The 14,273-nt window shown below is 62.9% G+C and carries 15 protein-coding genes; 13 read left to right on the top strand and 2 right to left on the bottom strand.

The features are described 5' to 3' along the window. Positions 1-57 precede the first annotated feature (57 nt). From ACN9M4_RS02395 to ACN9M4_RS02350, 10 genes are all read left to right on the top strand, one after another. Positions 58-1,311 (top strand): aspartate aminotransferase family protein, encoded by a 1,254-nt coding sequence (locus tag ACN9M4_RS02395; RefSeq protein ID WP_426301985.1) that lies wholly within the window; start codon positions 58-60, stop codon positions 1,309-1,311. Positions 1,312-1,336: 25 nt separating this feature from the next. Continuing rightward, a complete protein-coding gene (locus ACN9M4_RS02390; RefSeq protein ID WP_426301984.1) occupies positions 1,337-2,791 on the top strand; it encodes an NAD-dependent succinate-semialdehyde dehydrogenase in 1,455 nt (484 codons plus the stop codon). A 14-nt stretch (positions 2,792-2,805) separates the two neighbouring features. Then, complete coding sequence (locus ACN9M4_RS02385; RefSeq protein WP_426301983.1) at positions 2,806-3,525, top strand: GntR family transcriptional regulator; 720 nt, start codon at positions 2,806-2,808, stop codon at positions 3,523-3,525. A gap of 250 nt (positions 3,526-3,775) precedes the next feature. Further along, positions 3,776-4,450, top strand: a complete 675-nt coding sequence (locus tag ACN9M4_RS02380) for a GntR family transcriptional regulator (protein WP_426301982.1) — start codon at positions 3,776-3,778, stop codon at positions 4,448-4,450. A gap of 155 nt (positions 4,451-4,605) precedes the next feature. Next, positions 4,606-5,664: a phosphotransferase gene (locus ACN9M4_RS02375; RefSeq protein ID WP_426301981.1), complete on the top strand. Its 1,059-nt coding sequence runs from the start codon at positions 4,606-4,608 to the stop codon at positions 5,662-5,664. A 243-nt stretch (positions 5,665-5,907) separates the two neighbouring features. After that, positions 5,908-6,834 carry an ABC transporter substrate-binding protein gene (locus ACN9M4_RS02370; protein ID WP_426301980.1) on the top strand — a complete coding sequence of 309 codons (927 nt, stop codon included), beginning with the start codon at positions 5,908-5,910 and terminating at the stop codon, positions 6,832-6,834. Positions 6,835-6,880: 46 nt separating this feature from the next. Next, positions 6,881-7,792 carry an amino acid ABC transporter permease gene (locus ACN9M4_RS02365; RefSeq protein WP_426301979.1) on the top strand — a complete coding sequence of 304 codons (912 nt, stop codon included), beginning with the start codon at positions 6,881-6,883 and terminating at the stop codon, positions 7,790-7,792. A gap of 111 nt (positions 7,793-7,903) precedes the next feature. Further along, positions 7,904-8,599, top strand: coding sequence for a GntR family transcriptional regulator (locus tag ACN9M4_RS02360; protein ID WP_426301978.1), 696 nt, complete (start codon positions 7,904-7,906; stop codon positions 8,597-8,599). A 204-nt stretch (positions 8,600-8,803) separates the two neighbouring features. Then, positions 8,804-9,019, top strand: a complete 216-nt coding sequence (locus ACN9M4_RS02355) for a hypothetical protein (RefSeq protein WP_426301977.1) — start codon at positions 8,804-8,806, stop codon at positions 9,017-9,019. Between the two features lie 5 nt (positions 9,020-9,024). After that, positions 9,025-9,228 carry a hypothetical protein gene (locus tag ACN9M4_RS02350; protein WP_426301976.1) on the top strand — a complete coding sequence of 68 codons (204 nt, stop codon included), beginning with the start codon at positions 9,025-9,027 and terminating at the stop codon, positions 9,226-9,228. Positions 9,229-9,465: 237 nt separating this feature from the next. Here the strand turns inward: ACN9M4_RS02350 and pyrE are convergent, their stop codons facing one another. Further along, positions 9,466-10,038, bottom strand: a complete 573-nt coding sequence (gene pyrE / locus ACN9M4_RS02345) for an orotate phosphoribosyltransferase (RefSeq protein ID WP_426301975.1) — start codon at positions 10,036-10,038, stop codon at positions 9,466-9,468. 85 nt (positions 10,039-10,123) lie between these two features. Between pyrE and ACN9M4_RS02340 the strand changes: the two genes are divergently transcribed. Further along, positions 10,124-10,942: a CPBP family intramembrane glutamic endopeptidase gene (locus ACN9M4_RS02340; protein WP_426301974.1), complete on the top strand. Its 819-nt coding sequence runs from the start codon at positions 10,124-10,126 to the stop codon at positions 10,940-10,942. A gap of 83 nt (positions 10,943-11,025) precedes the next feature. Then, positions 11,026-11,847: an ammonia-dependent NAD(+) synthetase gene (gene nadE / locus ACN9M4_RS02335; RefSeq protein ID WP_426301973.1), complete on the top strand. Its 822-nt coding sequence runs from the start codon at positions 11,026-11,028 to the stop codon at positions 11,845-11,847. A 13-nt stretch (positions 11,848-11,860) separates the two neighbouring features. Here the strand turns inward: nadE and ACN9M4_RS02330 are convergent, their stop codons facing one another. Continuing rightward, positions 11,861-12,577 (bottom strand): FadR/GntR family transcriptional regulator, encoded by a 717-nt coding sequence (locus ACN9M4_RS02330; RefSeq protein ID WP_426301972.1) that lies wholly within the window; start codon positions 12,575-12,577, stop codon positions 11,861-11,863. 258 nt (positions 12,578-12,835) lie between these two features. Between ACN9M4_RS02330 and eat the strand changes: the two genes are divergently transcribed. After that, on the top strand, positions 12,836-14,266 hold the full coding sequence (eat, locus tag ACN9M4_RS02325; protein WP_426301971.1) for an ethanolamine permease: 1,431 nt from the start codon (positions 12,836-12,838) through the stop codon (positions 14,264-14,266). Positions 14,267-14,273 lie beyond the last annotated feature (7 nt).

Here is a 14,273-nt window from a genome sequence, read left to right as displayed (position 1 = left end):
CGATCCCACGGATCGCGAATTGTTGACAATCTACAGTTCATAAGAAAGCATGAAGCCATGGCAACTCTCAGTCCCATCCTCAAGCAGGCGACGCCCGTCGTCGTCGACCACGCCCTCGGCAGTTGGATCTATGCAACCGACGGCAAGAAGTATCTGGATTTCACGACGGGAATCGGCGTCACCAGCACTGGTCACTGCCACCCTGACGTCGTCGCGGCAGCGCGTGACCAGGTGGGAAAGATTGTCCATGCGCAGTACACCACCGTGATGCACAAGCCCTTGCTCGAGCTCACGGCACGGCTGGGAGAATTCCTCCCCTCGGGGCTGGACAGCGTCTTCTACGCCACGTCCGGTTCCGAGGCCGTGGAGGCCTCCGTCCGCCTGGCCCGCATGGCTACGGGACGGCCCAACATCATCTCCTTCCACGGCGGCTTCCACGGCCGCACCGTGGGCGCCGCGTCCCTCACCACTGCCGGAACCAAGTTCCGCTCCGGTTTCTCCCCCTTGATGAGCGGTGTTCACATCGCGCCTTTCCCGCACGCCTACCGCTACGGCTGGGACGAGGAGACCGCTGTTACCTTCGCCCTGAAGGAACTGGACCAGCTCTTGGCCAGTATCAGCAGCCCGGCGGACACGGCCGGTTTCATCATCGAGCCGGTCCTGGGCGACGGCGGCTACATCCCTACCCCGGTAGGCTTCCTGCAGGGCCTGCGGGAGCGTGCCGACAAACACGGAATCGTACTTATCGTCGATGAGGTCCAGGCCGGCGTCGGACGCACAGGGAAGTTCTGGGGACACGATTGGGCGGGGGTCACCCCGGATGTCATCATCACCGCGAAGGGCCTCGCCAGCGGTTTCCCCATCTCAGCCATCGCAGCCTCCACGGAATTGATGGGCAAGGCATGGCCCGGTTCCCAAGGCGGAACCTACGGCGGAAACGCAGTCGCGGCTGCCGCCGGCGTCGCAACCCTTGGCGTCATTGAGCGCGAGAACCTGGTCCAGAACGCCCTGGTCCGCGGCGATGAACTGCGCGCCGGGCTGGAGAGCCTCAAGGGCCAGTTCACGACCATCGGGGATGTGCGGGGCCGAGGCCTGATGCAGTCAATCGAATTCACCGCGGCAGACGGGACCCCTGACGCAGCAACCGCCCTCGCCGTCCAGCAGGCAGCCATTCCGGAAGAACTCCTCCTGCTCACCTGCGGTGCGCACGGAAACGTCATCCGCATCATCCCTGCCCTGAACGTCAGCAGCGATGAGATCCAGACTGGCTTGACCAGATTCACCCAGGCCCTCAAGACCGCCGCCATCTAGCCCCTTCGACCATTGAAAGTGTGACATGAGCACCTCATTCGACCCTTCGGGACTGCATACCGACCTGTTCATCGATGGCGCCTGGCAGAAGGCCGCCGGAGGCGCCACCTTCCCGGTGGAGAATCCGGCCACCCATGAAATCATCGCCCACGTGGCAGACGGCGGCCCGGAGGAAGCCCAGGCTGCCATCGAGGCCGCCGGCCGCGCCCAGGCAGCGTGGGGCAAGTCCACCCCGCGTGAGCGTGCCGACATCCTCCGGCGGGCCTTTGAACTGGTTGTTGCCAACACCGACCGGCTGGCCGCGATCATGACAGCGGAAATGGGCAAGCCCCTGGCCGAGGCCAAGGGCGAGGTGGCCTATGGCGCCGACATGCTCCGCTGGTTCTCCGAGGAAGCCGTGCGCATCGGCGGGGACCACGCCACCTCCGTGGACGGCAACACCCGGATCATGATCACCAAGGAACCGGTGGGTCCCTGCGTGCTGGTCACCCCGTGGAACTTCCCGCTGGCCATGGGCGCGCGCAAAATAGCCCCGGCCGTGGCCGCCGGCTGCACCATGGTCTTCAAGCCCGCCGAACTCACGCCGCTGACCTCCCTTGCCTTGGTGCAGATCTTCCGGGAAGCAGGCCTTCCCGACGGCGTCCTGAACGTCGTCACCACCGCCAGCGCTTCGGCCGTGGTGGGAACGTGGATGGGCAGCGGCATCGCCCGGAAGGTCAGCTTCACCGGTTCCACCGAAGTGGGCAAGATCCTGCTGCGCCAGGCTGCGGACAATGTGATGCGTTCCTCGATGGAACTGGGCGGCAACGCCCCGTTCATCGTCCTGGCCGACGCGGACATCGAAAAGGCCGTCGACGGCGCCATGAAGGCGAAGATGCGCAACATGGGCGAGGCCTGCACTGCTGCCAACCGCTTCTTCGTCCATCGTTCCGTGGCCGGGGAATTCGGCGAGAAGTTCGCCAAGAAGATCTCCGAACTGCGGGTGGGCAACGGCGCCCTGGCCGGAACCGACGTCGGACCCGTCATCGAGCAGAAGGGCCTGGACAAGGTTGAAAGCCTCGTCGCGGACGCCGTCTCCAAGGGTGCGCGGATCCTCACCGGCGGAAGCCGCCCGGAAGGACCCGGCTACTTCTATACCCCCACGGTGCTCACCGACGTTCCCCTGGACGCGGACCTGATGAGCACCGAAATCTTCGGGCCCGTCGCTGCCATCACCGCCTTCGACAGCGAGGACGAAGTCCTCCGGCTGGCCAACGACACCGAATGGGGACTCGTGGGCTACGTGTTCACCGAGAACATGGACAAGGCCCTGCGCTTCTCCGCGGAACTGGAAGTGGGCATGGTCGGGCTGAACACCGGCTTGGTGTCCAACCCGGCCGCACCCTTCGGCGGCGTCAAGCAATCAGGCCTGGGACGCGAAGGCGGCAAGATAGGTATCGAGGAATTTCTTGAAACCAAATACACCGCAATAGCTGTGTAACACGCATGTAGATAGTGAAGAGCGAGATGAGGGGGATGTCGATGGCGGCACCGGAAGGACTTTTTGTACTGGAAGGAAGGCCAACTGCACAGCTGATCGCAGACCAGTTGCGGGAACAGATCGTCCAGGGGACCTTCCGCCCCGGGCAGCAGATCAACGAATCCGTGATTGCGGGCCAACTGAACACGTCCAGGGGCCCGCTCCGGGAAGCCTTGCAGCGCTTATGCCAGGAAGGGATACTCGTCAGCCATCGCAATCGTGGAGTGTTCGTCATGGAGTTGGAGACCGACGACATCCAAGAGATCTATGCGGTCCGTGAATCCGTCGAATCAGCTGCCGCAAACACGCTGCTGGACGGTAGCCCGGAACGGGTCAAGGACACTTGTGAAGTCCTGAGGGAGATCGTCGGCGAAATGGCGAAGCAAGTAGCCGTCTCCGACTGGCAAGCGATTGCGCGGCTGGACATGCAGTTCCACTCCGCCTTCGTTGCCGGCACGGGAAATTCACGTTTGATCCGGATCTACAAAACTCTGGCGGCCGAATCGAGGATGTGTATCCTCAACCTGGAAGTTTCCTATCCTCGGGCAGACGTCCTGGTCGGGGAACACCAAAACCTGCTGGATCTCCTCGAAGCGGGTGATCGGAAGGGCCTTCTCCGGGCGATCAAACGGCACATGCAAAAAGCCGTCGAGGATCTGACTGAAAGACAACCGGATCAGGAAGGCACTGCCTAGCCAAAGGCCAACCCTGCGCTGTTACCAACGGCCGTTGCAATACCGGGTCTGCCGGGCTTGCAACGGCCGTTTTCGTTTAACCCGCCCCAAGAGCGCAAGGCCCCCGGAGCCTTTTGCTGTACGGGGCTCCTCCCCAGGCCTGGCTGGATGCAGTCTTCAGCCCCTCACGGGCCCAAATCCGAAGGGACACCTCGGTCTGTCCGACAGGAATGCTCAACTGCCCTACAGTTCAACGGAGTACGATGTAGGGATGGTTCAGCAGATCGAAATTGCCCATTCTTCGACGGTGCAACAGGTCGCTGATGGCCTGACGGCCATGATCCTGGACGGCAGGCTGAAGCCCGGTGAACGGTTGCGGGAGAGCGTGCTGGCCGAAAACTTGAAACTGTCCCGGAACACGATCCGCGAGGCCGTCCGGATCGTTCAAGCAGGCGGACTCGTGCGGCACCGCGCGAATCACGGGGCGGTGGTCTGGGATCCGACAGACGCCGAAATCATGGACGTCTATAACGCACGCCTCCACTTGGAGGCCACGGCCGCTCGAAGCCTTTCCGAGGACACTTCGCTAGCCGAAGTCCACGCCGCGATGGAAGAGTTCCGCGCAGTCCTCAAAACCGGCGATCCCTTCAAGATCGTGGAAAAGGACCTTGCGATCCATACGGCTGTAGTCAATCTCCTGGGAAGCAGGAAGCTGACCGCCTTCTACCGGCAGTTAGTCACGGAACTCAGGTACTTCATGCTCATCCTTTCCCTGGAAAAACATGAATACGATGATCCCGATGCACTGGAGGCTGAGCATCAGCGAATCATCACCGCACTTGACACGCACGATCCCGTCCTGGCGGAAAACGTCGTAAGAGATACCATCATCGAATATCGCGAGGCCATTCGGCACATCATTTCCGCGAGGCACACGGCCGACTAGCGCCGCGTCCACTCGCATACACTTCAACGGCAGCAAACAGCCTTTGCCCTGCAGCGCACCTCCTGTCATACTGTTGAACAGTTGAGCAGTGAAGATTTTGGCTACCTTCCGAGGCCCCCGCCTCAGTAGCCTCCAGCATCGGCAGGAGCCCCGACATGGATGTCAGAACCAACTCGGAATTCATTAAGGCCGCCGCGGCGGAGAGCGGACTCCTGGTGCGGCAGGCCCCGCTCGGCGAAGCCACTGTGTTGCAGCTTCTTGAGCTGCTCTACGGCCTCAGCGGAACCCTTGTCCATATCCCGACGGAGAAGGACGAGACGTTCCGCCTCGAGGACGGCAAGGAGACTTACCTGGTCAAACTCTCCTCACCTCAGGAAGATCCACAGATCGTCAACCTGCAGACGACGTGCATGGCGTACCTGGAACACGCCGCCCCTGATCTACCGGTACAGCGTCTCGTCAGAACCCTGGGCGGAAAACCTGAAATCCAAATACCGGAAGATGAGGGCCTGCACAACCGCGTACTTCGCGTGATGCGCTTTGTGCCCGGCCGCCTTCTGGCCGACCAAGCCCCCACAGCCGATCAGCTCCAGGTGTGCGGGGCCACGCTGGCGCGGTTGTCCATCGCTTTGAGTGACTTCGAACATCCACGGGCCAGCCGCATCCTCATGTGGGACCTCAAGCATTTCCACCGCATGCGGCCCCTGCTCGGATACGTCGAAGAGGGAGCAAAGCGTTCGCTTGCCGAGCCGATTTTCGACCAGTTCGACGAAAAGGTGGTTCCACTTCTGGACACCCTCACCACCCAGGTGGTCCACGGCGACTTCAGTCCCTTCAACGTTCTGGTCGACCCGGAGGACCCACGGTATGTGACTGGAATCATCGATTTCGGGGATGTGGTGCGGACACCGGTCATTTTCGACATAAGCGTCGCCATGGCCAATCACCTTGGAGTCGATCCGGAAAGGCCCTGGGACGACGCACTCCACCTCATGGACGGGTACCGAAGCGTCCGCCCGCTTCCTGCGCATGAGTTGGAAGCCTTGTCAGCCGCCGCCCCCGCGCGGCTCCTCCTGCGAGCCCTAATCACGGAATGGCGAGCAATCCAGTACCCCGAGGCCCGGGACTACCTTTTCTCCCACTCAAAGCAGGACTGGGACCGACTTGCCTCCATAGCTTCGGTTCCCGCTCCGGAAGCGCGCTTCACACCATAACCCCAACTGCCCCGACCGCCCGCCGCTGCCGGTTTTCCATGCAGGACGCCGGAAACTTGTCACCTCCAGATGGCATTGACAACAATGACGGGCGCACCCGGCTTCCGTACGGGGAAAGTGCCTTTCGATTTTTTATGCTCAATTGTTGTCAATCGAACAGCGCGGAAGTTCCCTTACCTTAGTAGATTGAGACGTAGATCACAGACAGCTGGGCGAGCGTTCAACCACCCGAAGGGACGCACCATGAAAACCATGCGCAAGATCCAAAGGGGTGCGGGGCTTGCCATCCTGCTCGCTCTCACCGCCTGCGGCGGTTTGGCTGCCAGCCCTCAAGACTCGGCCACCGAAATCCCCAAGACGCAGAACACGGCGGATATCTCGGAGGGCATCCAGGCTGACCCCGCCGCGGTGGCGTTGCTGCCGCAGTCCTACAAGGACAAGGGCGAATTGACGGTGGCCATGGACCTCCACTATCCACCCACGACGTTCCTGGCCGAAGACAACACCACCCCGATCGGCCTGAACCCGGACATCGCCCGGCTCGTCGCCAAGAAGCTCGGCCTGAAGCTGAAGTTCGAGAACACGGCGTTCGACACCATCATTCCCGGCATCGACGGCGGCCGGTATGACTTCACGGCCACCACGATGTCCAAGACCGAAGAACGTCTCGCAGTGCTGGACATGATCGATTACTTCAAGGCCGGCAGCTCGGTGGCCGTGGCCGCGGGCAACCCGCTGAAACTGACCATGGAGACCCTGTGCGGCAAGAACATCGCCGTCACCGCCGGCTCAACCGGCCAGCTCAAGCGCCTCCCGGCCCTGTCCGAGCAGACCTGCACGTCCAAGGGCCAGCCCGAGATCCACGCCGTAACCCTGCCCAACGTCCAGGAAGCCCTGACCCAGCTGCACTCCAAGCGGATTGACGGGATCCTCTACGACACCACCGCCCTGGGATGGGCTGCCAAGCAGCAACCGGAATCCTTCGACCTCCTCGGCCGCGTGAACGTCGGCTCCAGCGATGTGACGGCAATCGGCCTGAAGAAGGGCTCGCCGCTAACCCCGGCCCTGCAGAAGGCCATCCAGTCGGTCCTCGAGAGCCCGGAATACAAGAAGTCCCTGGACACCTGGGGCCTGGAGTCAGGCGCCATCACCGAGGCCAAACTCAATTAGCAGATACGTCCAGGCTGCAAAGTTCCATCAAGGATGTGACACCAGAATGAGTAGAACGGACCCTGCGCTCAAGCCAAGGCTGAAGCGCCGAAGCCTCTTTGAATACGTGGCATGGGCCGCCTGCTCCCTCCTGGCGGTCGGCATCCTGTATTCCGTCTCCACCAATCCGAACTTCAAGTGGCACGTAGTCGCCAGATACTTCACCCATGAAACGGTCCTCCGCGGACTCATGCTCACGATCTTCCTCACGATCGCCAGCATGGCCTTGGGAACGGCCCTGGGGCTGGGGCTTGCCATCATGCGATCCTCAGGCATCAAACCGATTGCCGCCACCGCAGCCGTCTACATCACCTTGTTTCGTGGAACTCCGGTCCTGGTGCAACTCATCTTCTGGTTCAACATCGCCGCTCTCTATCCCGACCTGACCATCGGCATCCCCTTCACCAACATCAGCGCGGCCGTCGACACCAACGCGCTAATGGGCCCTATCACTGCAGCCCTGATCGGGCTAAGCCTCAATGAGGCCGCCTATATGGCCGAGATCATCCGCGGCGGTTTCGCCGCCGTCGGCAAGGGCCAGATCGAAGCCGCTGACTCGCTTGGTATGAGTACTGCCACCAAAATGCGCAAGGTGATCATCCCGCAGGCGATGCCCTCCATCATCCCGGCCACCGGCAATCAGGTGATCGGCATGTTCAAGGAAACCTCCCTCGTCAGTGTCTTGGGCGTGGCCGAACTGCTCCAAAGCGCCCAGCTCATCTACGCCCGCACCTACGAAACCATCCCGCTGCTGATCGTCGCCAGCCTCTGGTACCTGGTAATGACCCTGCTGCTGAGCTACCCGCAGTCCAAGCTCGAGCAGAAATACGCCCGCGCAACTTCAGTGCTTCCCCGCAAGGCCAGGCGGGGTGCCCTTACCGCGCAGGAAGGCGCTGCCCGTAAAACGACGGCGGCCTGACCGAACACGAGGCTCCCTCTTCTGTAAACTGTCTACAACACGCATCCAGGATGGCAGGCTATCCGATTGCCGTGCGTCCCGACACAGGATCCAGGCGAGGGAGTTGAGGCGATGTCCGAGGCAATAACCGAAAATGCCTTTGTCATGGAAGGACGACCCACTGCGCAGCTGATTGCTGATCAGCTGCGCGAGCAGATCGTGGCAGGCGTGTTCAGCCCGGGCCAGCAAATCAACGAGTCCGTCCTGGCCGCGCAGTTGAACACGTCGAGGGGTCCCGTCCGCGAAGCACTGCAGCGGCTAAGCCAAGAGGGAATCCTGATCAACAAGCGCAACCGCGGCGTATTCGTCCGGGAGCTGACTTCCCAGGACATCCGGGAAGTCTACGCGGTCCGTGAAGCCCTGGAGTCGACAGCCGCAGAGGAGCTCCTCGCCGCCGCCCCTGAACGCGTCAGCGAAACGTGCGGGGTCCTTCAGAAAGTTCTTGGCGAGATGGCCAAGCAGGTGGCCGTTTCGGACTGGCAGGCGATCGCGCGGCTGGATATGGAATTCCACACAGCCTTCGTGGCCGGCACCGGAAACTCCCGCCTCGTACGGATCTACAGAACCCTGGCCGCCGAATCCAGGATGTGCATCCTCAACCTCGCCGTTTCCTATCCCAGGCCGGATGCGCTTGTCGAAGAGCACCAACTCCTCCTTGATCTGCTTGCAAGCGGAAACAAGAAGGAACTCCTCAAGGCCATCCAGCGCCACCTGGGACAGGCCGTCGAGGACCTGACCGCGCAGCATGACAAAGCGCTCGGCGCATAGGACCCCTTCTCCTGCTGATTGGCGTCCACAAGCAGGCGCCACGGCGCCGGCAATCGCCCAAAACCCCTTCAAATTGTCAACAATCGACGATAGACTGGTTTTCCGCGATCTCGTCTTCCCGCGGCCTGGCCCGCGCAGGCGCCGCGGCCGCTTCGCCCCTCCCCGCGAAGCCACGCGTCAAAAGCATCAGAAAGGTAGATCAACGTGCGACAAAGCAGTCACACATCCCTCTGGAAATCCCTCGAGCGGGGCGACCTTGTCATCCTGAGCCAGGATGGAGTTCCTTGCCACCATGGCTCCATCGATGACCGGACTGAAGATGGCCACACCATCTGGGTGATCGACGACATCGGCCACCGCCGGCTTTTCCACATCGAGGACGACTACGATCTGATGATTGCCCTCGAAGCGAAGCAATGATCGCCGTGATCGTTCTTGTCGCGGCCGGCATCCTGACAAGTTCCACCTCGGTCGCATACGCACGCCGGCCCCGCCGGCCCCGGAGTCGGCGCGCACTCACCCGCCGGCGGAAGGCCGACAGCGGATACCTGGCCGAATCCTTTGTCGCACTCGTGGCCTTGGCAGCAGTCACACTGGCCATCCACATCCAGCTCGGAGCGGCATTTTGACGGCGGACCGTGCGGAGCTGATCTTCCACGACCCGTTCTCCGAATTCCGCTGCAGCCCCTCAAATTGGCGACGGGCGCGTGCAGCCGCCCGTACGGCGCACTCCCCCGCGACACGGGGCATGACGGGAAGCAAACCGCCAAGCCCATGCCGGGTTCACGGTCAGCTGAAATCGAAGGCGTGGTACGTGAATTGAAGCTCCTGACGCGAACCAGGGGAATTGACAGCCTGCCCCGCCTCTAGTTCAGGCCGAGCTCGTCCTTGCTGAAGGCGTACAGGTAGGGAACGCCGGTTTCGGCTTCGATCTTTTCCTTGGCACCGGTGTTGCGGTCCACGATCACAGCCACTGCCACGACGTTGCCGCCTGCGTTGCGGACACCCTCGACGGCGGTCAGCGCCGAGCCGCCGGTAGTGGAAGTGTCTTCCAAGACCACCACGTTGCGGCCTTCCACGGAGGGGCCTTCCACCTGGCGGCCCATGCCGTAGGACTTCTGCGCCTTGCGGACGACGAAGGCGTCCACGGCACGGCCGGCGTCGGCAGCGGCGTGCATCACGGCGGTACCGACGGGGTCGGCTCCCATGGTGAGGCCCCCGGCGCACTCGAGCTGAATGCCGGCGTCGTCGATCATGTCCAACATGACCTGGCCCACCAGCTTGGAGGCCTCGTGGTGCAAGGTGATGCGGCGCAGGTCGATGTAGTAGTCCGCTTCCTTGCCGCTGGACAGGATCACCTTGCCGCGGACCACCGCCAGTTCCTTGATGAGTTCAAGCAGGCGGGCACGGGCAGCGGAGGCGTCAGCAACGGGAGTCATGGCTCCTAGTTTAGACTGGCGCGGTTTAGACTGGCGTGTCCAACATTTCAGGCCGCACACCCCGCGACCCTGACATGCTGGAAAGGTGCCATCCATCCCGACGGGAACACCCCGGACCGCGCTTAGCTGGAAACTACTGCCGGCGACCCTCCTGTCCGCGTCCGCGGTGCCGTTGTTCGCGCTCCAACAAGACGTCCCCGGATACGTCTTGCTGGCCCTGGGCCTGGCGACGGCAGCATTAGTCGACCGGGAGCTGCTGCGGGATTTGGGGCTGGTGGCGGCCGGCATGGTCATCATCAGCCTGGTGCCCCTGAACGCCGATCTCAGCCTGCGCCACATGGCCCTGATGGGCGGCGCCCTGGCGCTGGCCGTGCTGGTTCCCTGGCTGGTTTCGCGCTTCGCGTACCGCGAGAAGGTTATTAGGTTCCCCGTGAACACCGGGCGCCCCTGGCCTTTGGCGGCGAGGCTCTACCTGATCGGCGTGGTGGCGCTGGGGTACTTCATCCTGCCCGCCTACCTGATCGGCACGGGCGTCTACAGGAACTGGCCGGATGCCTCGGACCCGGCCATCTTTTGGAGGCTCTTCCTCGGCGTCAACGGCGTCGGCATCTGGGATGAGCTGTTCTTCATCTGCACGGCCTTCACCCTGCTGCGGCGGCACTTTCCGGACTGGCTGGCCAACCTCCTGCAGGCCGTGATCTTCTCGTCGTTCCTTTGGGAGATCGGCTACCAGGCGTGGGGACCCCTCCTGACCTTCCCGTTCGCGATCCTTCAGGGTTACACCTTCAAGCTCACCAAGTCATTGACCTATGTGGTGTCCGTGCACCTGCTCTTCGATTTGGTGCTGTTCCTGGCCCTGGTGCACGCCCACGACCGCGAGTGGCTGCCGGTGTTCCTGTACTAGCCCGGCGTTCCTCCTTCGTCTTGGTTCGTGACAGCGCGCGCCACAGTTGAGCCCGGCGGACGCGGCTGGCTAGTCTTGGTGGCATGCGCAAACTCCAGGCGAAGATCATCGAGGAAATGGGCGTCCAGCCCCGGATCGATCCTGCCGAGGAGGTGCGCAGGCGCGTCACCTTCCTGAAGGAATACCTCAAGGCCACCCATACCAAGGGCTTCGTGCTGGGCATCTCCGGCGGCCTGGACTCCTCGCTGGCCGGACGCCTTGCGCAGCTGGCGGTGGAGGAACTGGAAAGCGAAGGCGTGGAGGCCAACTTCGTGGCCGTCCGGCTGCCGTACGGCACCCAGCACGACGAAGAAGACGCTCAAGCCGCCCTGGACTTCATCCAGGCCAAGACCGAGTGGACCTTCAACATTTCGGCCGGCGTTGACGGGATCGAGGACGAATTCGAGAAGACCGCCGGCGCGGCCATTTCGGACTTCCACAAAGGCAACACCAAGGCCCGCATCCGCATGGTGGCCCAGTACGCCCTGGCCGGCGAACACAACTACCTGGTGATCGGCACGGACCACGGCGCCGAGTCCGTCACCGGCTTCTTCACCAAGTTCGGCGACGGCGGCGCGGACATCCTGCCGCTGTTCGGCCTCAACAAGCGCCAGAACCGTGCCCTGCTCGCCGAGCTGGGCGCCCCGGCACGCATCTGGGAGAAGGTCCCGACGGCGGACCTGCTGGACGGCCAGCCCGGCCGCACCGACGAGGACGAACTCGGCCTGAGGTACGACCAGATCGACGACTACCTGGAGGGCCGCGAAGTTCCCGAAGGTGTCGCCAAGGTCATCGAGGACAAGTTCATGCGCACGCGCCACAAGCGGACCGTTCCGGTCACCATTTTCGACAGCTGGTGGAAGTAGCCGCCTTCTGGCCTCAGGCCAGGAAGCCGCGCAACAGGGACGCGGTACCTTCCAGATGTTCCACGGTGACGCGCTCCGCAGTTACCGCATCACCCCGGAGAATGGCCTCCGCGATATCCGCGTGCTGCTCATTGGCGTGTTCAAGATTTGTGCCCAGTCGCGGGATACGGTCCAGCAGATCATTGAGCCGCGCACGTGTCTCCGCCACGGCGCCCACCAGACTGGCTGAGCCGGACAATTCGGCGATGGCGATGTGGAACCGTGCGTCCCTCGGGCGGTAGGTTTCCGGCGTCGCACTCATCAAATCCGCAAGGCACTGCTGCAGGTGTTGCCGCGCTGCGGCCGTCAGCGCGGCTTTTGCGGACAACACCGCGGCTGCCGGCTCGATGATGCCGCGGAACAACAGCACGTCCTCGACCTCTGCGGCTTCCAGCGGGCGGTTCTCCGTGGGACGGTGAACGGCCGCACTCGAAACGTAGGTGCCGCCGTAGCGCCCTCGCTGGACTTCCAGGTAGCCGGCGTGTTGCAGTTCGCCCAGGGCGTCCCGCAGGGTCGCGCGCGAAACCCCGAGCTTTTCCGCCAGTTCCCGTTCAGGTGGAAGCTTCTCTGACGGAGCAAATATCCCCAGCTTGATGGTCTGCAGTATGTGCTCAATGGTCTCTTCAAAGGCGTTGCCGCCACGCACCGGCCGAAGCACAGGGTAGGAAGGGCCGAACGGAGAATCCTGCATCTCGGAGACTCCTCTTCACTCGGGGCGGGAACCAGGACCTGCTGATGTTGGACCCATACTACCCACGCCCGCCTCAATGGTCACCAGAAAAACCATTACCGGGCGCCAATCTTCCATATCCGGCGCCTTTTTCACGGAAATGCTTGACCGTGGCGCAGATCACCCCCAGACTGTGATGCAGCCCTTGGACTAAAAACAGTCCTTTAGAACCTGCACTTTGAACTTTCCCACTGCATTCCTCCCCTCTTAGGAAGACACATGGAAACAACAGACACAGCACGCAGCGACGACGCATATTTGCAGCACCGCAGGCTTAACCGCGGCGCCGCCGGTTGGGTGCTCCTTGCCGGACTGGGCGTTGCCTACGTTATTTCCGGCGATTTCGCCGGCTGGAACCTCGGCCTTGCCCAAGGGGGCTGGGGCGGGCTGCTGATCGCATTCATCCTGATGGGTGTCATGTACACCTGCATGGTCTTCGGCCTCGCTGAGCTCTCATCCACACTCCCAACCGCCGGCGCCGGCTACGCTTTCGCCCGCCGGGCGCTCGGCCCGTTGGGCGGCTTCGCCACCGGTGTTGCCGTGCTGATCGAGTACGCCGTCGCTCCGGCCGCGATCGCCACTTTTATTGGCGGCTACATCGAAGCACTTGGACTGTTCGGGCTCACCAACTCCTGGCCCGTCTATCTCGTCACGTACCTCATTTTCATCGGCATCCACATCCGTGGCGTGGGCGAAGCCCTGAAACTCATGTTTGCCATCACGGCAGTGGCAACGGTCGCCCTGCTGGCCGCCGCCGTCGGGCTGGCCCCGAAGTTCGACCCCGCCCGCCTCTTCGACATCGTCCCTGACGGCTCGGCCGGATCGAGCGCCTTCCTTCCCATGGGCATCAGCGGCGTCCTTGCCGCTTTGGTCTACGGCATCTGGTTCTTCCTGGCGGTGGAAGGCGTGCCGCTGGCCGCCGAGGAGACAGCCAACCCCAAGAAGGACATGCCGCGGGGCATCATCGTGTCCGTGCTGGTACTGGTGGTATTCGGGGCCCTCATGCTGGTCCTGGTTCCCGGCGCGGCCGGCGCGCAGGCCATGAGCACCTCGGACAACCCGCTGCCGGAGGCCCTGCGCATCGCCTACGGCGGCAACAGCCTGCTGGCTGATTTCATCAACTACGCCGGGCTCGCCGGGCTGGTCGCCAGCTTTTTCTCCATCATCTACGCCTACTCGCGGCAACTGTTCGCGCTCTCCCGGGCCGGATACCTTCCGCGCTGGCTGTCCCTCACCGGCAAGCGCCGGACACCGTACTGGGCGCTGATCGTGCCGGGAACCATTGGATTCCTGCTCGCCGCAGTGACGCAGGACGGAGCGCTCCTGATAAACATCGCGGTCTTCGGAGCCACCGTTTCCTACGTCCTGCTCAACCTCTCCCACATCGTCCTGCGCCGGAAGGAACCCCTGCTCGAGCGTGGCTACCGCACCCCGGGCGGCGTCGTCACCACCTCGGTGGCCTTGGTCCTGTCCGCCGTGGCAGTCGTGGCGACATTCGTCGTCGACGTCTTTGCTGCCTCCATCACCGCGGCAATCTTCGCCGCGGCACTGCTCTACTACTGGTTCTACAGCCGGCACCGGATCGTCGCGGGCGCCCCGGAGGAAGAGTTTGCCCAGCTGGCCCGGGCGGAAGCCGAACTCCAGGCCTGATGGCACC

The sequence above is a fragment of the Arthrobacter sp. R-11 genome (genome assembly GCF_049913155.1).
Taxonomy (GTDB): Bacteria; Actinomycetota; Actinomycetes; order Actinomycetales; family Micrococcaceae; genus Arthrobacter.
This window is presented reverse-complemented; position numbering and strand designations above follow the sequence as displayed.